Below are 23,627 nucleotides of genomic sequence, written 5' to 3'. Positions count from 1 at the left end.
GGCAGCAACGGCTCGATGAGCGACCACAGTTCATCCGACACGATCCACGGCCGCGACTGTCTCTTCCCCACGACCACACCAACGAGCGGATCAGCCGACAGTCACATGATCAACGGCTTTTGTTAGAGCCAGTAAGTGCGCTCAGCCGGTGGCCTCCACCATCCCGGCGTGGGGTCTACGGGATTGGACAGGACCTGGTCGAGACAGTCGGTGATGGTGAAGGCGACCTTCGGGTCGGAAATGAACGCTGTGGGGTCGATGGTCTGGGTGACGATCAATGGCACGACGCGCCAGGCGCCGTGTGGGACAGCGCCGCAGCCTGAGGCTGGGAGGCAACCGCGTCCACCTTGCGCAAGACCTTCGTCAAGTAGCCGTCCTTTGGGTCGGTGAAGCGCCTGATGTGCTGGATCACCGCGTGCGGCGCGTGCCCGGGGTGGGGGTGCTTCGCTTCCACGACCCAGAGGCGGGCAGTCGCAGGGTCAGCGATGAGTAGATCGATCTCCCCTCCTGTGGTGGGCAGGCCCGCACGCTCGGCGTCCTGCTCCCTGAAGTTGGCGATGAAGGGCAGCCCGAGGCGGTCCGCGACGGAGGCGATATCCCTCTCCAGCTGCTGCTCCTTGGCCTGACGGTGCTTGGCGAGGGCGTCGCGGGCCGGCGCGAGGAGGTCGCGGTGAGGCAGGCGTCCGTCCTGGAAAGCGGCCTCGTAGACCTCCTGCGCGGTGTGGATCACCCACGGGAGAATCAGCAGTTGTCCAGGGCGAGCGGAGATCATCGGATGGGTGGTGAGCCGGGGACGCCGCTCGACCTCGGTGTACCGGTGCTCGCGGTCATCGGCGGAGTTGCCGTGATGGAGGGTGAGCGGGTTGATCGCGGCGCGGGTTTCCGAGTCGGGCAGGCCTGACCAGGCGGCCGCCTCGCGGGCCAGCTCATCGGGCGTGGTGACGGCGTATCCAGCAGGTCCGGTCGGCCAGTTCACTGCAGTGGCGAGCACAGCGACAAGGCCGTCGAATCCGAAGCCCCACGCCCGGCGCAGCTCCTGGTCCGCGCGGGCGAGGGGGGAGCCGGTGGGCAGCCGGAGTGCAGTGAATGCCGCTGGCGTCCTTTGTGACTGGGGCCCGCCGTGAGGCGGGTTCGGCAGATCGGCAAGGGTGGCCTGCCGGCTCTGGGCCAGCCAGTGGTCGTGGCGCGCGCGGATCCAGGCCTTCTGGTCCAGGCCGAGGTGCGTGGCGGTAGAGGCCGGGTCCTCGTCGTCGGGCTGGTCGATGCGGAAGACGCCGGTGGCGTGGACTTCGAGTTCCAGTCCGTGCAGTCTCCGGGCTCCGGCGACGGCCGTGATCCCGCTGTGCAGGATCAGTTCGGCGAGGGCGACAAGGTCGGCCACGGCCAGTAGGTCGACGGTTCGGTCTCCTTCGGGTGGAGTGGCCAGGGCCTCCTGCAGGAGCAGGCTGAGCGCGGACGTAGCCATCGCGGCGTCGGTGGTGCGCCGCTGAGCCTCCTGGATCCAGTTGTCGGCCCAGGGCGCAGCCAGATTGAACAGCAGTTCGTGGTGGCGGCGGGTCCGGGCACACCAGGCGGCGTTGAGATGGCGGGCCAGTTCGATGGTGAGTGCGGGCTCGAAGGACCGGATCTCCGCAGCGAGCAGCGCCTCGAGCGCGTGGAGGACCTGCTCGGCGGGACGCACGGCGTCCCGCCCGCGCCACAGGCCGGCTGGAACCCCGGCTCCCCGGATGGCTGCGGCTGCCGAACGCAGGGCACGGGCCTGAAGGTGTTGGCCCTCGGGCACGGTGTACGCGGAGGTCTGAGCGGGCCACAGGTTCTCGAAGGCGTTGAAGGCCAGGACCGGGTTGGCCTGGCCCCATGCCGCGGTGAAGGCTTCGGCATCGGGGCCGGTGCCGGCGTCTCGCCCTTCGCGGATCTGGCTGGCGCAGTGGTACAGGGCTTGGCCCAGGGCGCGGTGCCCTTCGCTTCCGTCACCCGCGAATGCTCCGAGGAAGTCCGGCTCCAGGACGAGCTGGATGGTTGCGCTGGGCGGATCGACGGAGACAAGAAGGCGCAGGCCGTCGGCAGGTGCCTCGGTGTCTGTTCCCTCGTCGGGCAGCTGTGTGGGATCTGGCACTGCCTGGGTCAGATGGAGGGTGATCGGGATCTGATCGGGGAGGGTGAACTGCTGGGCGATGAGCGGATGCGCGGTGATTGTGGTGCGGACAGCATCGGCCAGGCCGATCAGTCCGGGGAAGTCCAGTGGCGCCTCGCCGGGTGGGCTGGGGCGGACGATCACGGCGAGCGGCGGATGGGTACTGGCGGCAACAGCCGCGGTGGGAGTTGAGTAGTGGTGCAGGTCCGCCTGAAGTCCCGCAGCTCCCTCGGGAAGGTCGACGATCTTGACGGCCGTCCACTCTATGGAGTGAGGCAAGCCCGCATCTGCGAGGACCTTGTCGATCGGTGCCCAGGTGGCTGCCCGGTCCCAGGACATGTCGCGGCCGCGCCAAGGGATGACGGCAACTTCCTGCGGGTCCTCGGCGGGCGGGAGAAGTGTGCCGTTGCGGCGCCAGCTGCTCCACGCGTCAAGCAGGTACAGGTAGGCGACCGCATCCACTCCTGGGTGCTGGGTGATGTCCAACGTGAACAGGGCCAGCGCAGCGGGGTCTCCGTTGGCATCGGCTGCCATCTCGGCAAGCTCTTCGACGTGCACCATCAGGGTGTCGGTGACCGCCTCGCGTACGAGGTAGCGCGGTCCCGCGTACACCACCAGTCGGCCCTGCTCTGGTGATGTCTGCTCCAGCAGGGCCTTCCGAGCGGCCTCGACTTGCGGCCCGACTTGCCCGTCGAGGAGCGCGCTGACGACCGCGACCTCCAAGCGAAGCTGGGGCGCGCTGATCCGGGCCACCTCGTCAGGGCGCGGCACGTCGTCCAGTTGCAGCACGTCGGCAACCCGGATCACGGCAAGGTCCTGAAGGCGCTGGGCCAGGCTCTGGTTGAATCCGAGCTGCCGCAGGAGATGCTCGGCGGCAGCCGCCACGGCTTGGAGGGCTTCGCTGGCCGGCACGGGAATCCTCCGGCCGTGGGCGCGTACGGCCAGTACGGGGCCGAGTAGCTGCCGCATCGGGTGGTACTTCAGCTTCAGCGTCCCGATGTCCGCCGTCAGCCAGTCCAGCGCACGGCGTGTGCGCTCGGGCCGGTCGCAGGCAGAGACGATGTCGTCAAGGCAGTCGCGCTCCGCTGCTGCGATGGCATCCACGCTGGCCTGGGTGAGCCAACGGGAGATCGGCTCGTCGTCCCGGCCTTCTTCGGCGTCCGGCCAGGAATGCGCGCACTCCCGGACTCGGCGGTCGGTGTATCGCACGGCGAGCTCAATGACGTCGCCGAGACCAAACCCGACGGCGCCGATCAGGTGCTCGTCGACGGCACGTGCCGTCAACTCCAGGCCGCGGAGCACCAGCAACGGGTGCTCCAGCTCCCCCGGGTGCAGCAGCATTCCGGCGAAGCGCACACCAGCTCGTACGTCGTTCGGCTCTCCCTCAGTGAGCACGGCCCGACCGGGGGCAGCCTCTACCACTGCCTCGACGAGAACCGGCAGGACATCGGCCGTGACCACCGCACCGGAACGGCGTGCGCTTCGAACGACGCGGGTCCACAGCAGAAGGAAATGGTCATGGAAGCGAGAGCAGGTCGGTGCCATCAACGCGGCCTCCAGGACGAGCAGCAGAGACTCGGTCGAGTAGGGGGCCAGTGCCTTGTCGATGGTCTTCCACTGCACACGCCGCTGCTGCGCGGACGTTGGCGGAGGCGTGCTGGTCATCGCGTGCTCCCGGGGAGTGATCCTTACGAGGCCAGCGTGCCAGCAAGTGCCCAAGCGATACTTCTCAGTTGACAATCGCGCGTTCGCCGGTCACGACCTGCGGCGACCGGGGCTTTGGCCCCCAAGGCCGGGGAGGCCTCCGGGATCGCGGCGAAGTCGAGGTCGAGCTGGCGGCCTGCCGCCTCCGACGGACGGGGCCGTCACGGCGACGCGGGTGCGCAATCTTGTCAGCGAGTCGAACTAGCATCCAAGTCATGAGCACACTCGCCCCCGCAGCCGAGGACAAGCCGTTCGAGCCGAAGGACTTCCCGAAGGACCTGCTCGCCGCTCAGCGCAAGCTCGCCGAACTGTACGCCGCGCTCCACGCCCACCAGGCCCGGCTTCCCTGGTCCCGTGAGGCGGACGACGGATGGCCCGATGGGCCGGAGCGGTGGCACCGTCGTGGGCGTCCGGCGACGACCGGCTGAGATGCGGCCGACGCCGAAACGTACGACCGGCTATGGGACGACCTGCGCAAGGCGGCAGCTTCCATGCAGGCACACGAACACTGGAGGCTCTGCAAGCAGCACGGCATCTAGGGCGCCGATCTGGTTTCCGTACGGCAGGCCCTCAAGCATGCCGAGGGCGCCGTCCCCCCGCCCAAGAAGGACGAACCCGCACTCGACCAGGGCGACGTCGAACGGGCAGCCTGAACGATGTCCACGCCCCCGTGCCCGGCACGTTGTCGCTCGGTTTATTCAAGGTGCCGCAGCCGGGTGACCGTCACCACGGCGTGCCGGGTCGTCCCGGCAAGGACCTCGACCACCAGTCCGGGAGCGACGGTGGTGTAGGTATCCCCCGCTCGGGTGCGTGCGCTTCGCGGTGGGCCGCTGGCAGTGAAGTGCACCGCGACCTGGGCGGCGAGCGGAGCTTTCAGGGACTGGGTGAGCGCGATCCGACCGTCGGGGAGGCGGACCGCGAGGGCCCGCGGCCGCGCGGCCGACCCCGTGTAGCCGACGACGTCGGCCTCCACGGTTTCGGCATGCCTGATCTTCTTCCAGATCCTGCTGGCCTTGTAGGCGGAGGTGGCCCGTTTGGCGACGATGCCTTCGATGCCCTGCTCCGGGAGTTGTTGGTACCAGGTCATGGCCACCGTGGGGTCGTCGGTCATCGGAACCAGTTGGATGGGCGGCTTGACGTCGTACTCCTGCAGCGGGTCGACGAGCAGAGCACGGCGGTCGTCGTACCGCCGTGCTTGGACGTCGCCGTGCTGGGGGTGGAGAAGGACGTCCCAGGCGACGAAGTGGGCGGGCAGATCCTCAGCAAGAGGTCGTGCCCGGGCCGGGGTGGACAGCGCGCGTGACTGTGCGGCCGCCCAGGCTCCGTGTCCAACTCCTCCCACCCTTCCGTTTCCCAGGCAAGTTCCTCGTCATAAGAATTCTTATGGCACGCGGAATGGGGGCGGATGATCGGTGATGGATGCTGGGGTTGTTCCGACAGCCGCCCAAGCCGGCGGCGCGCGGTTCAACCGCGCCCATGTCCGCTTCTCACTACGACAAGGCCAGGCATACCCCATGTCGAAGATTCTGATGGTCATCTCCGCCGCCACGAGCCTGAGACTGGCCGACGGCACCACCCACCCCACCGGCTACTGGGCCGAGGAGGTCGCCGCCTCGCACCGGATACTCACGGACGCCGGCGCGACCGTTGACATCGCCACCCCGGGCGGCGTGCAGCCCACCGTGGACGCGCTCAGCCTCAGCGAGCAGGGCGGCGTCGCCGCAGCCGACGCCGAGGAGTTCAAGGCCTACCTCGCGTCGATCGAAGGGGCGTTGGCCACGCCGCTCGCCCTGTCCGCAGTGAACATCGCTGACTACGACGCCGTCTACATCCCGGGCGGGCACGCCCCGATGGCCGATCTCGCGCAGGACGCCGACCTTGGCCGACTGCTGAACCAGGCCAATGCGCAGGGCAAGATCGTGGCCGGCCTGTGCCATGGGGTCGCCGGCCTGCTCAGCGCGGTCACCGCGGACGGCGGCCTCACCTTCGCCGGCCGCACGCTGACCTCCTTCACCGACGAGGAGGAGCGGCAGGGCGGCCTGGGCGAGAAGACGCCGTACTTCGTCGAGGGCCGGCTGCGGGAGAAGGGCGCGGTCCTCAAGACCGGCGCCGCCTGGAGCGACACGGTCGTCGTGGACGGCAACCTGATCACCGGCCAGAACCCGCAGTCCAGCGCGAGCGCGGCCGCCGCCGTCCTCACCGCACTGGCCGGCTGACCCGCATCTGCCTGCCGCACAGCCTGCCGGGGGTGGCGTGACGTCTGCTGCCCCCGGCGGGCAGTTCCTGGCACATCCATGCAGCCCATCACCGGCTTCGGTTGAGGAGCTTCATGACCTCGCCGGTCCTCGACCACGGTCTCGGTCACATCGCCATCCGCGCCTACGGCCTGGATGCTTCGGTGCGCTTCTGCACCGACGTCCTCGGCTTCCGGTTCGTCCGGGAGTGGGGCGTGCCCGCCAGCGTGCACCGCGCCGTGTTCCTCGACGCCGGCGACGACCGGCTCATCGAGCTGTTCGACGCCCGCTCCACCCCGCCCGGCGGATCGGCTCAGCCCCTCGGCCCCGAGCGGCGGCCGTCGGACGCCGCCCGCGGGCAGGTGGCCGCGCTCGTCCACTTCGCGATCCGCACCGACGACGTGTCCGCGCGGTTCGACCGTGCCGTTGCCGCGGGGGCGCGTCCCCGGGACGCCCCTTGAAGATCACGACCTCGGGCGACGATCCGATGACGTTCCAGGCCGCCTTCGTCTACGGGTCCAACGACGAGGTCATCGATGGAGTTCATGGGCCGCGAGACGGGCGAGGGCAGCCGGCGATGAGCAGCGGCGAGCGAACCGGGCTTGTCCTTGCCGTGGTCACCTCGACCGGAAAGGCGCTGCGCTTCTTCGGCGGGCTGGCCTACGAGCCCCTGGGTGATCTTCCCGTCACCGCGCAGCCTCACGAGGCCCTCGGCATAGGCGGGGCGGCCGGCATCAGCGCCCTCCTGGCCGATCTGTCCAACGCCTGCTGGAGCCCGAAGGCGCCGATCTTCGCCGGCGAACTCCCCTTCCTGCGATGGTCCGCAGCCGGCGCACGTGTGGAAGACGGAGTCGGCACCTGCGTCTTCCACAACCAACTCTCCGTGGTGGTCGCACTCCTGCTCACCTGCGTGATCATGCCGCCGTTCAGCCGGGTGCTACGGCCGTGGCTGCATGCCGAGCGCGTCGCTTGACCCGCTAGGTTCACACGTGTCACGCACAGGCGGGCCCCAGGCAAGGCATCGTCACCTGACCCCATGAACGACGAAGGAGGCCGTGTGCCGAGTCTGGATCTGCTGGCTACTTTCCTGGAGATCTACCGGACGGGCTCCCTGTCCGCCGCCGCCGAGCGTCTCGGTGTGACCCAGCCGGCCATCACCGGCCAGCTCGCCCGGCTGGAGGAACAGCTGGGCGAGCAGTTGTTCATCCGCTCCCGCCGGGGCGTCGCGCCCACCCCCCGCGCGGCCGCCCTCGCCGCCCGGGTCAGCCTGCACGTGGACGGGCTGCGCGAGGTTCTGGGCTCAGCGGAGAGCGAACCCGCGCTGCGCGGCACGGTCCGCATCGGCGGCGCGGCAGAGGCCATGACCGCGCGGGTCCTGCCCGCCGTCGCCCCACTCACCGGCCGCGGCCTGTACGTCCACGTCACGCTCGGACTCGCCCAGGACCTGCTGGCCGAACTGGCTGAAGGCCGCCTCGACCTGGTGGTGTCCGCCGTACGGCCGCCCCAGCGCTCGGTGCTCGCCGTGCCGCTGGTGGACGAGGAGTTCGTGCTCGTCGGCGCACCCGCCACCGCCCACACCGTGGACGCCGAGCGGCTGCGCACTGCCCCGGCAGACGCCCTCGCCGCGCTGCCTCTGGTCGCCTACACCGAGGAACTGCCGATCGTACGACGATACTGGCGCAGCGAGTTCGGGCACCGCCCCGCCAACCCGGTCGCCCTCGTCGTATCCGATCTACGCGCCGTGCTCGCCGCCGTGGAGGCCGGCGCCGGGATCTCCGTACTGCCGCGCTACCTCGCCGAGCCGTCCCTGGCCGCGGGTCGAGTCGTCCAGCTCCACCATCCGCAGGTCCCGCCCCTGAACACCCTCTACCTGGCCACCCGCCGCGGCGCCCCGGCCAATCCCGCGCTCACCGTGGTCAGGGAACATCTCCTCCATGCGGCGCAGGAGTGGGGCGGGTTGTGAGGGGCCCCGCAGGATCTGCGGGTCAGCGGGGACGCTGCACTCCGCGCCGGAGGGCCGAGCCCGGCCACAGGCAGCCGCGCAGCAGTCCGCGGTCCGAGAGGTGCTGCATGCCCGTTGCGGTGCCGGAGCCGACAGACGTGGCCGGCGTACCGCGCAGGAGCCCCGTACCCCAGGCTGCGGAGCTGTACGTCAACGACGCCCGGCACAAGGACCTGGCTGCCGCGGACCGGCTCCCCCCGTCATCGATCGACGCGGAGTTCTACCAGATGCAGGCCGGGTGCCCGCCCTCCCACGATGATCGCCTGGTCAAGCAACTCGCCTCCCGGGCACTGTCCCGCCACAGACAGGAACGGCGGCGCACGGTCACCGGAGGGGCGAATCCGGCGGCAAGGGCGACAGCGAGGACCAGGAGCAGGACAGCGCCCACGCCGCTGCCGAAGCAGCCCTGATCCACTTCTCCGCTCTGCTCCTACCGGCGCGTCCACAGCCAACTCGCCCCTAGGCCGTGTCTGACAAAACGATCACGGTTCACGAAGCCAGAGGATGAGCGAGGCGAGTCGTAGGCCGGCGAGGTAGCGTGCGGCCAACTTGTCGAAGCGGGTGGACACGGCCCGAAGCTGCTTCAGCCTGTTGAAGCAGCGTTCGACCACGTTGCGAGCCTTGTACCGCTCTGGATCGAAGGCCGACGGCCGCCCCCCGGCCGATCCTCGGCGCTTTCGGTTAGCGATCTGGTCGGCCCGTTCAGGGATGACCGCTCGGATGCCGTGCCGCCGTAAGCCAGTGCGGATGACGCGTGAAGAATGCGCCTTGTCGGCGATGACCGTCTGCGGCCCGCGACGGGGGCGGCCCGCGACGGGGGCGGCCTGCCGACAGGCGGGGCACTCATCCTCCGCGCGAGGACGATATGCAGCGAGGCCGGACGGGGGCACCGGAGGCGCGTCCTGGCCACGGCGCCGGGAAGTCATCAATGCAGGGCACGAGGGTAAGTGGTAGTGACCCCAACCGTTCGCAACGAAAGTGGAGCCCTGCCATGGCCGAGACACAGGACGTCGTCGAGCTCATCCTTCAGGACCACCGGCGCATGGAGGACCTGTTCCGTCTGATGCGCAGCGTCGAAGCCGACCGGTCCGCCGCGCTGCAGGAGTTCGCGGACCTGCTGATCGCCCACGCGCTGGCCGAGGAGGCCAAGGTCTATCCCGCCTTGAAAAGGTACAAGCGCATCGACGACGAAGAGGTCGAGCACGGCGAGCACGAGCACGAGGAAGGCAACAAGGCCCTCCTCGACCTCCTGGAGGTGGAGGAGGTCGGCTCGGAGGAGTGGGACTCCAAGCTGGAGGAACTGGTGGAGGCCGTCACCCACCACGCCGACGAGGAGGAGCGCACCATCCTCAATGGCGCGCGCGAGAACGTGGCGATGGAGCGGCGTGAGGAACTGGGCGCGGCGTTCCTGGAGGAGCGCGAGCGTCAGATGAAGGCCGGCTGCGGCTCGGTCGACAACGTGCGCCGCATCGTCAACTCCTGACCGTGCGCATTGCGGGCGTCCCACGCCGGTCAGGGCCCCGGCCGCGGGTCCTGCACCGCCCGGCCCCGGGGCGCTGCGCCCCCAGGTGCGCGGCAGGTGCACATGGGTCGCGGCGTCACGGGCAATCGGTGATCAGTCACGACGCCTGGAGATGCAAAAGGAGATTTTCGTGCACAAGAGGAAGTGGATCATCGGTGGCGCGCGTGAGGAGCTGGCCGAGGTCCTGGCCAGGGAGTACGGGGAAGGGCGGTCGATCCGTGCCATAGCCGAGGCCCACGGCCGGTCGTACGGCTTCGTGCATCGTGTGCTCACCGAAGCGGGCGTACCGCTGCGGTCCCGGGGAGGCGACGTGCGCCCCGGCACCACCCGCCGAGTGGGGTAGCAGCCCCCGGGCCTCCAGGGCAGCCGGCTCCGGGGCGGTGTCGTCTGCCGGGCGGGGCGGAAACTGTGCATGCGGTGATCTTGTGGGGGCACACGACTTGCCCAAGGTGTCTTCTGCACGTCGAGTGCGGCGCCGTCTGGCGAGTGCCCCCCCCTTTCTGCGGGTGCTCGGGTCCGGCGTGACGGCCCGCCTTTTGAGAGAGGTTGTCCACGTGTTGCTCCCTGCTGAGAAGGAACTGCGCGCGCTGCTGGCCCGCTTCGCCGAGGCTCGGTTCCGTCACGACCTGCAGCCCACCGGCCGTTCGAGCCGGGAGTTGGAAGACACCTCGTACACCCTCTGTGTGATGACCGGCACCCGGTCGGTGAACGACGCCCTCGCTGCCGCCGACGCCCTCCTCGAACAGCTCCGGGCGGGCGGCTGTGAGACCGCCGAGGTGAGCCAGACCCTGGCTGCCTGAGCTGCCGTCCGGGCGGGGTGACGGCTTACGGGGTCGGTCTCCGCTGTCAGGGCCTCGAGCGCCGCCTGGACGTCGCCTCCATCGACGGGAAGGCGTCGTCGCGCGGCCGGATCGTGGTCGGGGCCGCCGGCGTATCCGTCCCCGTCGCCTCAACTCCACGTGCGTCCGGGGGATGGCCGAGCACGCCGAGGCGCCACTCGGCTCGGCGTAGGACTGCTTCCTCCCGCGAGGGCAGGCAGCAGCCGGCCGGGGAAGCGGGCGTCGACGCCGTTCGACCGCGAGCCGGAGGCGACTGCGCTCCCCCAGCCGACCCCGTCCGGCCCCACCCGGCCGAGCCGGCGAAGGTCGGCGAACGGGCTCGCGTCCGCGGCTGCCTGCCGAAGCGGCTGTACGTGCTCCTTCGGGTGACCGTACTGACCCGAGCATCCCCCCTGTGCCATGCTCGGCGCATGACGTCACGGCAGCAGCCGCGTCCCCAGGGAGCGGCGTCAGACGATTCGGCCTTGGCGAAGGTGGTCGCACGCCAGCGGGCCGAGATCGTCGACCTGCAACGGGTCGCGGCGTTGCTGCCTGTGCTGGAGCGTGCCAAGGGCGCGGTCATGGTCCAGGAAGGATGCTCGGCGCAGGACGCGTACGAGATTCTCCTCGAACGCTGTGCTGCCGCCGACCGCACGCTGGTGGAGGAGTGCTGGCTGACGCTCGGGGCCATCCGCCCGCTGACAGGCCGGAGCGGGCGCGGAGGTCGCGGTCCGGATCCGGGGTCTGCCGATGGCTCGGTGTTCGCGTCCGCCCAATATCTGGCTCCCGCCAAGGCGGCGAGCCACGCCTCCGTTCCCGGTTCGGGCGGCGACGGCGCCGTGCTGCTGGGCAGGCTGGCCCTGAGTCTTGCAACGGTGCGGGACCTGCATGACCTCGCCCGTTGTCTGCTGGAGGAGCTGAGGACCGGCACGGAGGCCGATGCGGTGCTGATCTACGGCACCTCCGGAGCCGGACTTCGGCTGGTCGGGCACGCGGGCATCGACGATCTGGACGCCTCACGGTGGCGGACCCTGCCCGTCGCCGGTACGGAAGCGGTGCGGGATCCGGTGAGCAGTCATGAGCCGGTCTGGTCGGAGGGACCCGAGGGCAGCGAGCCCTATGTCGTGCCCGACGCCACTCCGCGTCGGTGGCCTTCGCGGGCCTGGCTGCCCGTGAACGCGGGCAGCCAGGCCGAGGAGGTCGTGGCCGTACTGCGCAGCACCGATCGGGCGTTCACCCCCGACGAGCGGGGGGTGCTGGTGGGCGCGGTGCAGTTGTGTGCCGGACGGATGACGGCACTGGGCTCTCCGGCACCTCGCAAGCGGCCGCGCGTGGACACCGTGCAGCAGATCTTCGACGCGTTGCCGGGATCGATGGTCCTCCTCGCGCCGCTGCGCGGGCCGGACGGAACCGTGGAGGACTTCCGCATCGAGGCCGCGGCTCCCGGGTCGGTGGACATCGCCAACCGCAGGGGACGCGAGCTCATCGGCCAACGCGTCCTGGAGTGCTATCCGACGGTCGCCGGCACGGAGGTGTGGAAGGGGTACCAGGAAGTCCTCGCCACGGGCAGGCCCTTTGCGAGCGAGCCGTTCCTCTACGAGGAAGTCGTGGCCGGCATCCCCCGGCACTCCAGCTTCTCCCTGCACGTCAGCAGACTCGGCAAGCACCTCGTCGTCTCCTGGACCCAGCATGACGTCGCCGCCCGCCAGGAACAGCGCCTGACCGCCCTGCAACGGCTGGGGAATCTTGGCTGGGCCGACTGGAACCTGGTCACCGACACCATCACCTGGTCCCCGTACGCCTTCGCCATCTTCGACCGCGACCAAAGTCTCGGCCCCATGCGGCTCGAGGAGCTTCCCGAGCACGTCCTGCCCGAGGACCTGCCGGAGCTGACCCGGGCAGCTCAGAGACTGCTGAGCGACGGCGAGGCCATCGACCAGCCGTTCCGGATCACCACCCGGGCCGGGGTGCGCCACCTGCGCATCGTCGCCGAGGCGGTCACCGACGCCGATGGCACCCCGTTGGAGGTGCACGGCTTCTTCCAGGACCTCTCGCGCCAGCGGGATGCGGAACTCGCGCTGCTCAGCAGCGAGCGCGCCGTCTCGGCCCAGCGCGGGCTCCTCCAGGCCGAACGCAAGATGGCCGCCCGCCTGCAGCAGGCCCTGCTCCCCCTGCCCGACGGCCCGGTCATGCTGGCCGGTCTGTGGGCGAACGCGCTCTACCACCCGGCGGAACGGGGCATCAGCGTCGGCGGTGACTGGTACAGCGCCATAGAGCTGCCCGACGGCGACGCCTTGTTCGTCATCGGCGACGTGATGGGCCACGGCATCAACGCGGTCGCGTCCATGGCTCAGCTGCGCTTCACCGCAAAAGGCATGATCATCACGGGTTCCAGCCTCACGGACGCCCTCACCCGGCTCAATGCCCTTCTGATGCATCTGAAGGCGCCGAGCGGCGGACACACCACGGCCACCATGATCGTGGCACGCTACCGCCCCGCCGACCGCACTCTGACCTGGGCCCAGGCCGGCCACCTGCCACCTGTTCTCGTGCGCGCCGGCCAGGCCGTGATGGTCGACCGCCCCGCCGGGATGCTTCTCGGTGCCACACCCGCGCCGCAGTTCGAGGAGGCGAGCCTTCAACTGCAGGAGGGTGACCAACTCCTTCTCTACACCGACGGGCTGATCGAGCGGCCGGGGCAAGACCTGCAAACGGGACTGGAAGCCCTCGCCACCGCCGCCTCAACCGTGCTGCTCACCGGACGACCGCAGAGCCTGGCTGCACTGCACGCATCCCTTGCCCATGCCGAACGTCCGGACGACGTCTGCGCCCTCCACATCAGCCTTCCGTCAGGCGAGTCGGCAGAAGAAGCCGCCGACGTGTGAGCGGTCGGGCCGGCGCCGCAATCCGGCTCGGCGGGCGACGTCGAAAATCCGCTTTCGCTCCGTCGCAGCGATACGCAGCCGCGGGTCCTTGTCGAGCGTGGCGCCGACCAGCGCCGGGGAACCGAGGTCGACGGCTCGCAGGAGCGGTGTCGTGCCGTCCCGCTGCGCATAGCCGGCCGGACGCTCCTTCGGCGACCGCGACCACATCACCCACGCCACCGAAGTGGCCACAGCCCAGCTCAACGCCCGCGCCCGACCCTGGATCTGGGGCAGAGCCGCACCCCCCACCAGGCGTTTACGCCGCCGCTATGTGTACTTCCTTTGAGGAACGCAGCACTAGTAGGGCTTGGTCAGGTGCATTCGCTGGTGGCGTGTCCGTTTGATCGGGTGTGTCGTTGATCGGGTGTGCTGGGTGGGGAGTTGGCCGCGGTCCGGTGTGATCTGGAGGACTTCGCGGCGGAGATGTTCGAGCCGTTCGCGCGGGCGGATCAGCGCCGGTGGGGCGAGGTCTATCTGCGGGGGCTGTTGCTGGACGGGCGGCGCAAGTCGGTGGAGCCGATGGCCGCCCGGCTGGGTGAGGACGGCAACCGGCAGGCGCTGGCCCACTTCATCACCGCCAGCCCGTGGGAGGCGGCGCATGTGCGGGCCCGCCTGGCCTGGCGGATGCAGCAGGTGGTGAAGCCGACCGCTGTGATCATCGATGACACCGGCTTCCTCAAGGACGGGGACGCCTCCGCGTGCGTGACCCGGCAATCGCAACCGCCTCCCAGGTCACCTCCGGCGACTGTGACGGCTGGCACAACGCCTGGCTGCCCACCGCCGAGCGTCTGGAGGTCGAAGCCCATGCAAGCCGCCCCGTCAGCGCGAGGGACGGGCTGCTGCGAGCCTCCACCTACTACCGCGCGGCCGAGTTCTTCCTGCACGGCAACCCCCACGACCCGCGCATCGACCACGCCTGCCAGCGTGGTGTCGCCTGCTTCCGCGATGCCATCGCCCACCTCCGGGGCATCACTCGCGCCCGCTACCTCGCCCGCCGCCCGATAGAAGTAGCCGTGCAATACAGCGTCCTCATACGGGATCTCCACGGGCGATGCACGTGCCGTCGCCTTTCAGGGCCACGGTGGCCTGGCCGATCATCCGGTCTGAGCCGGGTCACCTTCATGGACCCAAGCGGCATCAACTCATCTTCATCGCCGCCCACACCGTCACCGAGGCCGACGGCTGGCTACGCCTGGTAGCACCGACGAGGCCGTGATGGGCATCCGGCGGATCGTCGGCGTCGACGCAATCATCGCCTGCCGCGCAATCCCTGCGCCAAGCGGTCACCACCTGACCGATCACCAGTGTCGGCCATGCGCTGCCCGGCCAGCTCAGTGCTGATGGTGATCGTGCTTGGACAGGTAGAGCGGACTGAGCTGGCGCCAGTAGCGGTGCACGAGGTCTTCGGCCTCCTGCACCACCCGCTGAGCGCATGGCGCGTCCGTCGGCGCGCGTTGCCCGGCTTGGGCCGCGGTGGAGCCCGTGCGCCGGCCCTCCCTCAGCACCGTCCAGCGCCATGAACGGTGGGACACGCGAGCAGCGCGCCTCCTGCCGCTTCGGCCCGCCAGGCACCATCGCGCGAGCAGAATCGCGGCCACCACCGACAACGCGCTGGCGGCATACACCTCATGACCGGCCACTGGCTCCTCCTGCCGGACACCCGTACGGACCCTCCCGGGTTCGTGTGCCCCGATATCGCGTCATCAGCGTCACCGATGGGCTAAAAAACCGGTGCGTGCATCTCTGGCCCTCACCGTCCGGCGTGGAAAGATCATCCACGGAAGGCAGACACCGCCCCGGTCGCCCGTTCGGTGCCCGCACGTGGGGCGATGAGGGGGAGCGCAGTGCCGCCCGGTGCCGCCGCCGGGTTTCACCGGGCAGCACTGCACGTCGACATCGGTGGTGATCCTTCGAGGTGCCACCCGGATGGCCTTCGCACACTCGTTGCGCTTAGGCTTTCCGCTGGTCCGCGTCGCGCCCGGTGGCTGCGGGAGGTCAGGGAAGGTGGAAAGCCGATGCCCGAGCAGGCTTCGGCATCCGAGGACGGCGTTCCTGGCAAGCGCCTGCATCTGGTGCCCGACGAGGTCGTCGAGGCCGGCCGGATGGAGGCGGTGCGCCGTTACGACATCCTCGACACCCCGCCCGACGGGGCGTTCGACCGGGTGGCTGCGCTGGCAGCCCGGCTGTTCGACGTCCCCGTGGCGACAGTGACGATCGTGGACGAGGACCGGATCTGGTTCAAGGCCGCGCACGGCCTGAACGCGGTCAGCGAGATCGGTCGCGACCCGGGCCTGTGCGGCTCGGCGGTGCTGCGCGACGATGCCCTGGTGATCCCCGACACCCTGCTCGACGACGTCGCCTGCGGCAACCCGCTGGTCACCGGTCCGCTGGGGGTTCGGTTCTACGCCGCCGCGCCGATCACCACCGCGGACGGGCACAAGCTGGGTACCGTCAACGTCCTGGACACCAAGCCCCGCTCCATCACCTCCGAACAGACTGCCACCCTGACCGATCTGGCGGCGATCGTGATGGACGAGATGGAGCTGCGTCTGTCCGCGCTGCGCACGGTGCGCCAGGAGCAGCGGGCTGCCGAGGCTGAGCGGGCGGCCCGGGAGCAGGCGGAGAGGGACAGGGCGGCGATCGCCTCCTTCGCCTCCACCTTGCAGCGCACTCTGTTGCCGCCGGCGCTGCCGACGGTGCCCGGCCTGGAGCTGGCCTGTCATTACCACACCGCGTCCGTGCACGATGTGGGCGGCGACTTCTACGACGTCTTCCCCCTGCCCTCCGGGAAGTGGGGATTGTTCCTGGGGGACGTGTGCGGCAAGGGCGCCGAGGCGGCCACTATCACCTCCCTGGCCCGCTACACCCTGCGGGCCTCCGCCCAACACACGGACGATCCCGTCGCGGTACTTGAGGCACTGAACAGCGCCTTGCTGGCCGATGTGTGGGCGGGCAGCCGGTTCTGCACAGCTTTCTTCGCCACCCTCACCCCTGATGCGGCCGGGGGCTTCACCGTGGAGCTGGCCACCGGTGGGCACCCCCCGGCCTACCACCTCAGCCCCGCCCCGCCCGAAGCCGGGCCCGCCACGTGCACGCGGGTGGAAGCGGTCCGCCCCAAGGGCGGCATGCTCATCGGGGCCTTCCCCGGCGCCCGCTTCGCTTCCACCACCCTTCACCTCGCCCCCGGCCAGGCCCTGCTCCTCTACACCGACGGCCTGACCGAGGCACACACCAGCACCGACACCATGCTCGGAGACGAGGGCCTGACGGCCTTCCTCACCGCTCGTCCCGCCTCGTGTGGGGCGGCGCAGTTGATCCAGGACACCGTCGGTTTGCTGGACGCCCTGCCCGAGGGCGCGAGTGACGACGTCGCCCTGCTGGCTCTGTCGGTTCCCGCTCCCGACCAGGCCGCCGCCGCGACGGGGGCCAGATCCACCGCCCACACCACCGCCGCGCCCGCCGGCGAGGAGCACTGACGGCCATGACCGACGACATCGAGCTGACCCTGACCGCCACCCCCGGTCCCGCAGCGGTCGCCACCGTCACCGGCGAGATCGACCTGCATACCGCACCCGGCTTGCGTACCCGCGCGCTGGAGCTGATCAACCAGGGCCACCACCACTTGATCCTGGACCTGTCGGGTGTGGGCTTCTGTGACTCCGCCGGCCTCAGCGCCCTGATCGGCATCTGGCACGGCGCCCAGGAAGCGGGCGGCTCCCTGGCCCTGGCCGCCGTCCCCGACCGGCTGATGCGCATGCTCACCCTCACCGGAGTGGACAGCCTCCTGCCCCATTACCCGAGCACCGCGGACGCGCTCAGCGCCCACCAGGGCGCCCCCGACGCCGCCTGAACCGCTTCTTCGCCAGCCTCTCGCGTCGCTCCCCGGGCGGCAAAGCCCCGGCCTGCGCGGTGGTACAACGAACGGCCAGGCGCCTCGGGTGCGGTTCAGTCTCCGGCGTGCTCGTCGGCGTCCGGGTCGCGCAGCGGGCGCAGGCCGCAGTCGGCCGGAACCGAAGCGCGGATGCTGTAGCGGCCCAGCACGTTCAGGTTGGCGTGCTTGAGCGGGGAGAGCCGGGCGACGTCCTCGTCCCGAACGTCGTGCTCACGCTCCTCTGGCGGCAGGGCCCGCAGCCGCCCGACGGCGGCGTCCAGGTAGCGGGTCGTCCACGGCGTATCTGGGGCAAATGGGTGAGCTGGTGCCGTATATGCATGTAGAACGGTTGCGGTCGCGTCCGTGAAAGATCGAGGGCGGGAGCGGGCGCGAGCTCCTGCCATGCCTTGAAGCCGATGTGGGTATCCGTGTCTGCCTGGCGAGCCGTGCAGGCGAGCGTCAGCTCCTCGGATTGGTGAAGCTGGAGCTGCTCGGCCTCCGACAGGTCGACGCCCCGAGCACGATCGCGACCGCCACGTGCACCAGCACCCCTGCCCGGTCCCGCCAGCCGGCCACCGCGCTGGACGGCAGCACCTTCGCCAGCGCCTCCGTCAGCCCCGTCCGGTCCGCACAACGGCGCAGCAGTACCGCCCCGGCATGACCGATCAGCCTCTTCCCGCCAGCCACCACGGACAGCCGACGCCCCCACCCTGTACTCTCAACCACCAGAAAGGTGCCTTGCTCTCAGCAACAGATACGACTTCGACACTCATATCCTTGCAGGTCAACGGGACCATTCTGCTACCGGGGCGTCAGACCACCCAATTCCGCTGAATACGCAGGGCTAAGGACTGGCTTCGGCCGGCCACCTGGAGTTGCGAGCTTGCCGACAACCGGAGTAGTTGCCCCTCAGCACGTGGCAGGGACGGCTTGGGCAAGAGGTCCCAGGTCTCCGTAGAGGGCGGCGTGAAGTGCGGCCGCGAGTTCGCGGGCTCGGTCTTCGCTCCGCACGCCGTGCATCATGAAGTAGATCGGTCCCCTGTAGGCGTCCAGATCGACCTCACGGTTTTGAACCAGGCGGGTGATCGCGGCCCGGGCTGCCTCGTTCACGGCGTCGTCGACGGTGTAGCCGGAACCGGCGGTGAGCGTGTCCGCCTTGACGGTCCACTTCCGGCGTTCTTCGAATTCGATGGCGACGAACACGGCGTGCGACGCCATGGCCTGACGATATGCGGCATGGAAAGCGTCAGTGCCGGTGGCATTCGGGATCAGGTGGGCGGGGCAGGGGAGCGGGAGAGGCTGCACGAGGGGGAATTGTGCCAAATATCCTTGATGGGGCATTGCATGCCTGACTCGCTCGGGAGTCGACGCTGAGTGTGGTGGGTGAGTGTCTGGCGTGTGTGTGGAGTGTGTCGACGTTTCGGGGGTAGGCGACCGGGAATCAGCGCCGCTAGCGCGCTTCGGATATGGGGCGGACTGTATGGACCTGGCGGCGCAGGACGAGGGTCCGCAGTCGTTGACAGAGCGCCCGAAGTCGGTGTCCGCCGCGTTCGAGGGCAGCGAGGACATCGCTGCTGCTCGTGACCTGGCCCGGGACTTCCTGGAGAGTCTGCAGGCTGTGCACGGGCTGCCGGTGTCGAAGCGGGCGATGGGCATGGTTCAGCTCGTGGTGAGCGAGCTGGTGACCAACGCCCGCAAGTATGCTCCGGGGCCCTGTCTGCTGACGCTGGAGGTCAGTGAGGGGGCCGTCGAGGTGACCGTGTGGGACAGCAGTACGACGCTGCCCCTGGTCCTGGCGCCGGACCCGACCCGTGTCGGGCAGCACGGACTGGAGATCGTGATGGCGGTCTGCCGCAGCTTCGAGGTGCACCGAGAGCCGGTCGGCAAGCGCATCAAGACGGCCATCGTCCTGGCTGACGACCCGGGCGGTGATCCGGCCGGCCGCCAGATGATGTGATCAGACAGTCAGCTCCAGGGCGGGAAGTCGGCAGGCAGGGTCTACCGTTTTGCAGCCGGTGCAGCGGGCCTTGACGGGCAGGCCCTTCATCCGGTCTGCGGCGAAACGTCGATGCGGCGTGTCACGCGCTTGCCGGTCTCCGGGCCGGGGCGGAACGCGGCCAGGGTGAGCACGGTCCGGCTGATCAGTTTCGCGGCGTCGACGAAGGCGTAGCGTTCCGGCATGACGTCAGTGCCGCCCCGGTTCCCGCCGCATCCGATCCGCAGCGTACGGGTACTGCATCAGAAGCAGAACTGCGCGCCGCATTTCGCGGAGATAGAAGTGGATTTCGAGCCCGCAGATGAGGGCTTCGCCTTCCAGGTTGCTCAAGAGCTGACGGTGGACTACGAACCCGCCGAGGCCCTTTCACGCTTCTTCGCGGCTGCCGCCGTGGGGATCGAGGAGCAGCTCAGCTTGCCCGAGCACGGAGTCGTGATCGCCACTCGGGTGGTGCTGCGGCGCGCCAGCGCCGATACGTTCGGCTCTCATGAACTGGCGTTCAAGATCGCGGGCTATCTCGCCGCCCGCAAGGCGTTGGAACGCACGGGGTACCTGCGCCTCTGAGTGCTGCCCCTCGCGACGAGGTAGCGGAACTTCACACTCAGCCGGACTCCGAGAGACACCAAGCGTGCTGCCCAGGAACGCGGCGGGCCCAGGTGTGGAGATCCGCTTGTAGTCCCGGACGTAGGCCAGGGCGCCGTGGTGGATGGACTGGCAGCAGATGCAGCGCAGGATGGTCGACTTGCCGCCGCCTGTGCCTGCGGAGATCAGGACGTGCGGGGAGTCGTGGTCCAGCAAGAGCACCAACTAGCCTGAAAGGCAAGCCACCCATGGCGCTCCTCGCCGAATACAACTGCAAGGCCACCCCCGGCCGCCGCGTCGTGGAGGTCTACGACGCAGATGCCTACCTCGGCGACGACGACGCCATGAAAGCCACCCACACACAGGTGGTAGCCGGCAACGGCTACCACCTGTACCTGCGCAGCCTCCAACCCGACATCGACGTCGACGTCACCATCCGCATCTGGGACGCGCCACCCGCCCCACCCGCCGACGCCGAAGGCCACATCGACATCGGCATCGAATCCGAGACCGACATCCTCGTCATCAACCAGCTCAGCCTCGGCCCCGCAGGCGAAATGCCCCTGCCCCGCCCCGGCGTCTACCAAGGCCACGCCTGGTGGATTAACCGCCAAGCCGCCGCCGACTACTACAACACCACCCTCACCCAACTCACCGACGACTCCCCCGACGGCTGGCTCACCCAAGCCTGGAACAACTGCCCCGTCACCGAACGCTACGTCCTCGACCTCGCCTACATCCGCGAACCCGAACCCATCGACGACGAGGACCTCTGACCCGCCGGGACTGTAAATCGTTCGGTGTAACTCCCGATCATGGAAGATGCATCGATGACCAGTGAGAACATGGCCGAGCAGGAGACTGTCGAGTCGGCAGCGGCTGTGTCGGCGAAGGCCGTGGACGACCAGTTGATTGACGAGCTGGTGAGCCGAGCCCAGGCCGAGGGCCTGCAGTCGACCGGCGAGGGCGGACTCCAGCAGCTGACCAAACGGCTGCTGGAGTCCGCCCTGGAGGGCGAGATCACCGACCACCTCGGCTATGACAAGCACGATCCGGCGGGCAAGGACGGTGGCAACTCCCGTAACGGCAAGCGCTCCAAGACCGTCGTGACCGATGTCGGGCCGATGGAGATAGCTGTGCCCCGCGCCTGGAGGCGCAGGAAGTCGGGGTGGCTGCGCTGGCCGAGACGTTCGCCGCGTTCGGCATGTACGGGCTGACGGTCGAGGACTGGGCACAGATGCTGGGTGCGGCCGAGCGCGGCGAGGGGCCGCCGGTGGACTGGGGGATGTTTGCACGGCACGCGGACGCGGTGGCTCTCCGCAGACGGTCCGCTACCGGATGCGGCAGCGGACGAGCTGTTCGGCGAGCTACTGCACGCCCCGGCGGCCCGCTTCGAGATCCAGCTGGCCTTCGGGCACGGGAGCTGCGCCGGGGGGTGGCGGGACCCGGTAGTTGCTTGGACAGGTGTCCAGCTATTCTGGACACCTGTCCAAGAAGGGGGAGGGCTCGTTGCTCATGGAAATCGTGGCGAACGTGCTGGTCGGCCTGGTTGCCGTGTTGCACATGTACATCCTGGTGCTGGAGATGTTCCTGTGGCAGCGGAAGCCGGGGCGGGGGCTGCACGGGTTCGACCCGGAGACGGCCCGGGCGACCGCTCCGCTGGCCGCCAACCAGGGCCTCTACAACGGCTTCCTCGCGGCCGGACTGGTGTGGGGGCTTCTCGCCGCCGACCCGACCGGCTTCCGGGTCCAGGCGTTCTTCCTGTCCTGTGTGGTGGTGGCGGGCGTGTTCGGCGCCACCACGGCCAACCGCCGCATCCTGTTCGCCCAGGCGCTGCCCGGCGCGCTCGCGCTGGCCGCCGTCCTCGCCGCACGATGAGCCGGGCGCCGCACGAGGACCCGAGGGCGGCGCGCACCCGCGCCAGGCTGCGCGCCGCCCTGCTCGCCGAGTGCGCCGAGCGACCGCCGGCGGAGGTCGCCGTGGCCGCGCTGGTGCGCCGGGCCGGGGTGGGCCGGGCCACGTTCTATGTGCACTACGACGGCATCGAGGCGCTGGCGGTCGACGCGTGCGCGGACGTCGTACGGCAGGCGGTGGACGCGCTGCACGCCTGGCGGGGGCGGCCCGATCCGGTCCACGCCCCGCCCGCGCTGCGGGAGTTCTTCACCGGTCTGGCCCAGCACGCGGCCCTGTACCGCTCGCTGCTCGCGCCGGGCGGCGGCGGGCCGCTCGGTCGGGTGCTGCACCGGGACCTGCGGGCCCGCAGCCTCGAGGAGCGCGAACTGGCCGGCGCGGCTGACGCCCCGCTGGTCGCGTCGGCGGTGGCGGCTACCTTCGCGGGTGTCCTCGCGGACTGGCTGCACGGGCTGCTGCGGGCCACGCCGGAGGAAGTCGCGGACCAGGTCTGGCAGTTGCTGGTCGCACTGCACCGGAGCCGGTGACCGGTCACTTGCAGGCGACCCCCCGCGCCGCCCGGGGCCAGGCCTCCACTCCGGAGGACGTGCGGACGTAGGCGGTGTCCCGGTCCTCCGTCAGCCACAGGTGCCGGTCACGGTAGTGGTACCCGGTGTCGCGGGCGCCCGCGGGCATGCGGACCTGCTCCGCCGGCCGACGGACACGCCGCATTCTCTGGGTGCTGCCCTTGAACGGCTCTTCGACGAGTAACCGATCGTCCCGACCGACCCGAGGCGGCCGTCCGTCATCTGAACCTCGCAGGCACGGTCCCGGCACCGGCGACAGGCGGGATGCCGCTGCGCGGTCGACGGCACGGAGTGGCCGTCACCGCGCACTGCGCTCCGCCGTTCACCCACGGAGCGCCGCCGCGGCGTCGCCCGCCGGCTCCTCCGAGAGGCGGAGCAAGAAGAGGACGGGATGGGGATGACCTCGTACGGGGTAGGCGAGCGAGACGACGCGGGGCGGTCCGGCGCGCTGCTTGAGGGAGGGTCAACGTATGCAATTCGACGACGATGCTGCTCTGGACACGTCCGAGGTCGAGGACGGTCGGGGAGGTGCGCTGGGCGGGATCCCGGGCGGCGGGAAGACCATCGGCGGGGGACTGGTCGGGCTCGTGGTGCTGGTCGCGTCCGTGCTCTTGGGTGTCGACCCCGGCATGTTCGGCTCGGGCAGCAGCGACACGTCCTCGTCCGGCAAGTCAGCCGCGGACCTCGCGGCGGACTGCCGGACCGGTGCCGACGCCAACCGCAAGGAGGAGTGCCGGATCGTCGCCGTGGTCGACAGCGTGCAGGCATTCTGGAAGCAGACGGAGACAACCGCCGGCAAGCCCTACCAGCAGGCCCCGACGTTCCTGTTCACCGGCAGTGTGAACACCGGTTGCGGGAACGCGACTTCCGACGTCGGCCCCTTCTACTGCTCAGCCGATGACAAGGTCTATCTCGACCTCGGCTTCTTCAACGACCTGAGCAGCAAGTTCGGCGCCAAGGGCGGCCCGTTCGCCGAGGCCTACGTCATCGCGCACGAATACGGCCACCACTTCCAGGACCTCAGCGGAACGATCTCCCGCGGCAGCGGAAAGGGCCAGAACAGCGGCTCGGTGAAACTCGAGTTGCAGGCGGACTGCTATGCCGGAGTGTGGGCCCACCACGCCACCACCACCCCCGACCCCAAGAGCGGTAAGCCACTGATCACCGACTTGACGAAGGACGACATCAACCGCGGGCTGGACGCGGCCGCCGCCGTCGGAGACGACCGCATCCAGCAGCGCTACCAGGGCAAGGTCACACCCGACACCTGGACCCACGGCTCCGCCAGCCAGCGCCGGCAATGGTTCTCCACCGGCTACCGCTCCGGCCGCGTCGCCAGCTGCAACACGTTCAGCTGACCACA

Annotated in this window: 27 protein-coding genes and 4 pseudogenes; 21 read left to right on the top strand and 10 right to left on the bottom strand. The window is 69.7% G+C overall.

Features of this window, described 5'->3' with window-relative positions; genetic code table 11:
- Positions 1–274 precede the first annotated feature (274 nt).
- On the bottom strand, positions 275–3,799 hold the full coding sequence (locus tag SY2F82_RS38060; protein ID WP_236042054.1) for a hypothetical protein: 3,525 nt from the start codon (positions 3,797–3,799) through the stop codon (positions 275–277).
- A 254-nt stretch (positions 3,800–4,053) separates the two neighbouring features.
- Here SY2F82_RS38060 and SY2F82_RS38055 point away from each other — a divergent pair, with 254 nt between their 5' ends.
- Entirely contained in the window at positions 4,054–4,266 is a 213-nt protein-coding gene (locus tag SY2F82_RS38055) for a hypothetical protein (protein ID WP_200423659.1), read from the top strand.
- Between the two features lie 266 nt (positions 4,267–4,532).
- On the opposite strand, the gene SY2F82_RS38050 is transcribed toward SY2F82_RS38055, so the two are convergent.
- Positions 4,533–5,180, bottom strand: coding sequence for a DNA ligase (locus SY2F82_RS38050; RefSeq protein WP_200423658.1), 648 nt, complete (start codon positions 5,178–5,180; stop codon positions 4,533–4,535).
- 172 nt (positions 5,181–5,352) lie between these two features.
- Between SY2F82_RS38050 and SY2F82_RS38045 the strand changes: the two genes are divergently transcribed.
- From SY2F82_RS38045 to SY2F82_RS38025, 5 genes are all read left to right on the top strand, one after another.
- Positions 5,353–6,054, top strand: a complete 702-nt coding sequence (locus SY2F82_RS38045) for a type 1 glutamine amidotransferase domain-containing protein (RefSeq protein WP_200423657.1) — start codon at positions 5,353–5,355, stop codon at positions 6,052–6,054.
- 113 nt (positions 6,055–6,167) lie between these two features.
- Entirely contained in the window at positions 6,168–6,533 is a 366-nt protein-coding gene (locus SY2F82_RS38040) for a VOC family protein (protein ID WP_200423656.1), read from the top strand.
- Positions 6,530–7,045, top strand: coding sequence for a hypothetical protein (locus SY2F82_RS38035; protein ID WP_200423655.1), 516 nt, complete (start codon positions 6,530–6,532; stop codon positions 7,043–7,045). The genes SY2F82_RS38040 and SY2F82_RS38035 overlap by 4 nt, the downstream gene beginning before the upstream one ends.
- A gap of 84 nt (positions 7,046–7,129) precedes the next feature.
- The gene (locus SY2F82_RS38030; protein ID WP_200423654.1) at positions 7,130–8,035 is read left to right on the top strand and encodes a LysR family transcriptional regulator; all 906 of its coding nucleotides are present in this window, start codon (positions 7,130–7,132) and stop codon (positions 8,033–8,035) included.
- A gap of 107 nt (positions 8,036–8,142) precedes the next feature.
- Entirely contained in the window at positions 8,143–8,484 is a 342-nt protein-coding gene (locus SY2F82_RS38025; RefSeq protein ID WP_200423669.1) for a hypothetical protein, read from the top strand.
- 72 nt (positions 8,485–8,556) lie between these two features.
- Here the strand turns inward: SY2F82_RS38025 and SY2F82_RS38020 are convergent.
- Positions 8,557–8,886: pseudogene (locus SY2F82_RS38020) on the bottom strand (transposase); the annotation flags it as partial.
- 179 nt (positions 8,887–9,065) lie between these two features.
- Between SY2F82_RS38020 and SY2F82_RS38015 the strand changes: the two are divergent.
- The 4 genes from SY2F82_RS38015 to SY2F82_RS38000 all read left to right on the top strand — a co-directional run bounded on the left by SY2F82_RS38015 (position 9,066) and on the right by SY2F82_RS38000 (position 13,299).
- Entirely contained in the window at positions 9,066–9,557 is a 492-nt protein-coding gene (locus SY2F82_RS38015; protein ID WP_200423653.1) for a hemerythrin domain-containing protein, read from the top strand.
- Positions 9,558–9,726: 169 nt separating this feature from the next.
- The gene (locus tag SY2F82_RS38010) at positions 9,727–9,939 is read left to right on the top strand and encodes a helix-turn-helix domain-containing protein (protein WP_236042053.1); all 213 of its coding nucleotides are present in this window, start codon (positions 9,727–9,729) and stop codon (positions 9,937–9,939) included.
- Between the two features lie 211 nt (positions 9,940–10,150).
- On the top strand, positions 10,151–10,396 hold the full coding sequence (locus SY2F82_RS38005) for a DUF5133 domain-containing protein (RefSeq protein WP_200423651.1): 246 nt from the start codon (positions 10,151–10,153) through the stop codon (positions 10,394–10,396).
- Positions 10,397–10,908: 512 nt separating this feature from the next.
- Positions 10,909–13,299 carry a SpoIIE family protein phosphatase gene (locus tag SY2F82_RS38000; protein ID WP_236042055.1) on the top strand — a complete coding sequence of 797 codons (2,391 nt, stop codon included), beginning with the start codon at positions 10,909–10,911 and terminating at the stop codon, positions 13,297–13,299.
- Here the strand turns inward: SY2F82_RS38000 and SY2F82_RS37995 are convergent.
- Positions 13,264–13,530, bottom strand: a complete 267-nt coding sequence (locus tag SY2F82_RS37995; protein WP_200423649.1) for a hypothetical protein — start codon at positions 13,528–13,530, stop codon at positions 13,264–13,266. The genes SY2F82_RS38000 and SY2F82_RS37995 overlap by 36 nt on opposite strands.
- A 174-nt stretch (positions 13,531–13,704) precedes the next feature.
- Here SY2F82_RS37995 and SY2F82_RS37990 point away from each other — a divergent pair.
- Together SY2F82_RS37990 and SY2F82_RS37985 are read left to right on the top strand one after the other, a co-directional pair.
- Positions 13,705–14,112, top strand: a pseudogene (locus tag SY2F82_RS37990) (transposase); the annotation flags it as partial.
- On the top strand, positions 14,037–14,537 hold the full coding sequence (locus tag SY2F82_RS37985) for a hypothetical protein (RefSeq protein ID WP_200423668.1): 501 nt from the start codon (positions 14,037–14,039) through the stop codon (positions 14,535–14,537). The pseudogene SY2F82_RS37990 and the gene SY2F82_RS37985, both read left to right, overlap by 76 nt.
- A 132-nt stretch (positions 14,538–14,669) precedes the next feature.
- Here SY2F82_RS37985 and SY2F82_RS37980 read toward each other — a convergent pair whose 3' ends face one another.
- A complete protein-coding gene (locus SY2F82_RS37980) occupies positions 14,670–14,870 on the bottom strand; it encodes a hypothetical protein (protein ID WP_200423648.1) in 201 nt (66 codons plus the stop codon).
- 483 nt (positions 14,871–15,353) lie between these two features.
- Here SY2F82_RS37980 and SY2F82_RS37975 point away from each other — a divergent pair, with 483 nt between their 5' ends.
- Both SY2F82_RS37975 and SY2F82_RS37970 read left to right on the top strand, forming a co-directional pair.
- Positions 15,354–16,814 (top strand): PP2C family protein-serine/threonine phosphatase, encoded by a 1,461-nt coding sequence (locus SY2F82_RS37975; RefSeq protein WP_236042052.1) that lies wholly within the window; start codon positions 15,354–15,356, stop codon positions 16,812–16,814.
- 5 nt (positions 16,815–16,819) lie between these two features.
- Positions 16,820–17,188, top strand: coding sequence for an STAS domain-containing protein (locus SY2F82_RS37970; RefSeq protein ID WP_200423647.1), 369 nt, complete (start codon positions 16,820–16,822; stop codon positions 17,186–17,188).
- Between the two features lie 95 nt (positions 17,189–17,283).
- Here SY2F82_RS37970 and SY2F82_RS37965 read toward each other — a convergent pair.
- From SY2F82_RS37965 to SY2F82_RS37955, 3 genes and pseudogenes are all read right to left on the bottom strand, one after another.
- Positions 17,284–17,505: pseudogene (locus SY2F82_RS37965) on the bottom strand (hypothetical protein); the annotation flags it as partial.
- 163 nt (positions 17,506–17,668) lie between these two features.
- Positions 17,669–17,896, bottom strand: coding sequence for a hypothetical protein (locus SY2F82_RS37960; protein ID WP_236042051.1), 228 nt, complete (start codon positions 17,894–17,896; stop codon positions 17,669–17,671).
- A 222-nt stretch (positions 17,897–18,118) separates the two neighbouring features.
- Complete coding sequence (locus SY2F82_RS37955) at positions 18,119–18,427, bottom strand: hypothetical protein (protein ID WP_236042050.1); 309 nt, start codon at positions 18,425–18,427, stop codon at positions 18,119–18,121.
- 262 nt (positions 18,428–18,689) lie between these two features.
- Here SY2F82_RS37955 and SY2F82_RS37950 point away from each other — a divergent pair, with 262 nt between their 5' ends.
- Positions 18,690–19,166 carry an ATP-binding protein gene (locus tag SY2F82_RS37950; RefSeq protein WP_200423645.1) on the top strand — a complete coding sequence of 159 codons (477 nt, stop codon included), beginning with the start codon at positions 18,690–18,692 and terminating at the stop codon, positions 19,164–19,166.
- An 86-nt stretch (positions 19,167–19,252) separates the two neighbouring features.
- Here SY2F82_RS37950 and SY2F82_RS37945 read toward each other — a convergent pair whose 3' ends face one another.
- Positions 19,253–19,390, bottom strand: coding sequence for a hypothetical protein (locus SY2F82_RS37945; protein ID WP_200423666.1), 138 nt, complete (start codon positions 19,388–19,390; stop codon positions 19,253–19,255).
- Between SY2F82_RS37945 and SY2F82_RS37940 the strand changes: the two genes are divergently transcribed.
- The 5 genes and pseudogenes from SY2F82_RS37940 to SY2F82_RS37920 all read left to right on the top strand — a co-directional run bounded on the left by SY2F82_RS37940 (position 19,389) and on the right by SY2F82_RS37920 (position 22,225).
- Entirely contained in the window at positions 19,389–19,769 is a 381-nt protein-coding gene (locus SY2F82_RS37940) for a hypothetical protein (protein ID WP_200423644.1), read from the top strand. The two genes, SY2F82_RS37945 and SY2F82_RS37940, sit on opposite strands and share 2 nt — an antisense overlap.
- 266 nt (positions 19,770–20,035) lie before the next feature.
- Positions 20,036–20,563: a hypothetical protein gene (locus tag SY2F82_RS37935; RefSeq protein WP_200423643.1), complete on the top strand. Its 528-nt coding sequence runs from the start codon at positions 20,036–20,038 to the stop codon at positions 20,561–20,563.
- A gap of 54 nt (positions 20,564–20,617) precedes the next feature.
- Positions 20,618–20,932, top strand: a pseudogene (locus tag SY2F82_RS37930) (transposase); the annotation flags it as partial.
- A 370-nt stretch (positions 20,933–21,302) separates the two neighbouring features.
- A complete protein-coding gene (locus tag SY2F82_RS37925; RefSeq protein WP_200423663.1) occupies positions 21,303–21,665 on the top strand; it encodes a DUF1304 domain-containing protein in 363 nt (120 codons plus the stop codon).
- The gene (locus SY2F82_RS37920) at positions 21,662–22,225 is read left to right on the top strand and encodes a TetR/AcrR family transcriptional regulator (RefSeq protein ID WP_200423642.1); all 564 of its coding nucleotides are present in this window, start codon (positions 21,662–21,664) and stop codon (positions 22,223–22,225) included. The genes SY2F82_RS37925 and SY2F82_RS37920 overlap by 4 nt, the downstream gene beginning before the upstream one ends.
- A 4-nt stretch (positions 22,226–22,229) precedes the next feature.
- Here SY2F82_RS37920 and SY2F82_RS37915 read toward each other — a convergent pair whose 3' ends face one another.
- The gene (locus tag SY2F82_RS37915) at positions 22,230–22,373 is read right to left on the bottom strand and encodes a hypothetical protein (RefSeq protein ID WP_200423665.1); all 144 of its coding nucleotides are present in this window, start codon (positions 22,371–22,373) and stop codon (positions 22,230–22,232) included.
- A gap of 361 nt (positions 22,374–22,734) precedes the next feature.
- Here SY2F82_RS37915 and SY2F82_RS37910 point away from each other — a divergent pair, with 361 nt between their 5' ends.
- On the top strand, positions 22,735–23,622 hold the full coding sequence (locus SY2F82_RS37910) for a neutral zinc metallopeptidase (protein WP_200423641.1): 888 nt from the start codon (positions 22,735–22,737) through the stop codon (positions 23,620–23,622).
- Positions 23,623–23,627 lie beyond the last annotated feature (5 nt).

The sequence above is a fragment of the Streptomyces sp. Y2F8-2 genome, assembly GCF_014905555.1.
Classification (GTDB): domain Bacteria; phylum Actinomycetota; class Actinomycetes; order Streptomycetales; family Streptomycetaceae; genus Streptomyces; species Streptomyces cynarae.
This window is presented reverse-complemented; position numbering and strand designations above follow the sequence as displayed.

Bases quoted from the DNA above. Each gene is read 5' to 3' on its own strand.
- SY2F82_RS37975 (WP_236042052.1), top strand. From the start codon at position 15,354: ATGCCCGAGCAGGCTTCGGCATCCGAGGACGGCGTTCCTGGCAAGCGC.
- SY2F82_RS37935 (WP_200423643.1), top strand. From the start codon at position 20,036: ATGGCGCTCCTCGCCGAATACAACTGCAAGGCCACCCCCGGCCGCCGC.
- SY2F82_RS37920 (WP_200423642.1), top strand. From the start codon at position 21,662: ATGAGCCGGGCGCCGCACGAGGACCCGAGGGCGGCGCGCACCCGCGCC.
- SY2F82_RS37925 (WP_200423663.1), top strand. From the start codon at position 21,303: ATGGAAATCGTGGCGAACGTGCTGGTCGGCCTGGTTGCCGTGTTGCAC.
- SY2F82_RS38060 (WP_236042054.1), bottom strand. From the start codon at position 3,799: ATGACCAGCACGCCTCCGCCAACGTCCGCGCAGCAGCGGCGTGTGCAG.
- SY2F82_RS38045 (WP_200423657.1), top strand. From the start codon at position 5,353: ATGTCGAAGATTCTGATGGTCATCTCCGCCGCCACGAGCCTGAGACTG.
- SY2F82_RS37945 (WP_200423666.1), bottom strand. From the start codon at position 19,390: ATGCCGGAACGCTACGCCTTCGTCGACGCCGCGAAACTGATCAGCCGG.
- SY2F82_RS38025 (WP_200423669.1), top strand. From the start codon at position 8,143: ATGCCCGTTGCGGTGCCGGAGCCGACAGACGTGGCCGGCGTACCGCGC.
- SY2F82_RS37950 (WP_200423645.1), top strand. From the start codon at position 18,690: ATGGACCTGGCGGCGCAGGACGAGGGTCCGCAGTCGTTGACAGAGCGC.
- SY2F82_RS38055 (WP_200423659.1), top strand. From the start codon at position 4,054: ATGAGCACACTCGCCCCCGCAGCCGAGGACAAGCCGTTCGAGCCGAAG.
- SY2F82_RS37915 (WP_200423665.1), bottom strand. From the start codon at position 22,373: ATGCCCGCGGGCGCCCGCGACACCGGGTACCACTACCGTGACCGGCAC.
- SY2F82_RS38015 (WP_200423653.1), top strand. From the start codon at position 9,066: ATGGCCGAGACACAGGACGTCGTCGAGCTCATCCTTCAGGACCACCGG.
- SY2F82_RS37970 (WP_200423647.1), top strand. From the start codon at position 16,820: ATGACCGACGACATCGAGCTGACCCTGACCGCCACCCCCGGTCCCGCA.
- SY2F82_RS38040 (WP_200423656.1), top strand. From the start codon at position 6,168: ATGACCTCGCCGGTCCTCGACCACGGTCTCGGTCACATCGCCATCCGC.
- SY2F82_RS37955 (WP_236042050.1), bottom strand. From the start codon at position 18,427: ATGGCGTCGCACGCCGTGTTCGTCGCCATCGAATTCGAAGAACGCCGG.
- SY2F82_RS37910 (WP_200423641.1), top strand. From the start codon at position 22,735: ATGCAATTCGACGACGATGCTGCTCTGGACACGTCCGAGGTCGAGGAC.
- SY2F82_RS37940 (WP_200423644.1), top strand. From the start codon at position 19,389: ATGACGTCAGTGCCGCCCCGGTTCCCGCCGCATCCGATCCGCAGCGTA.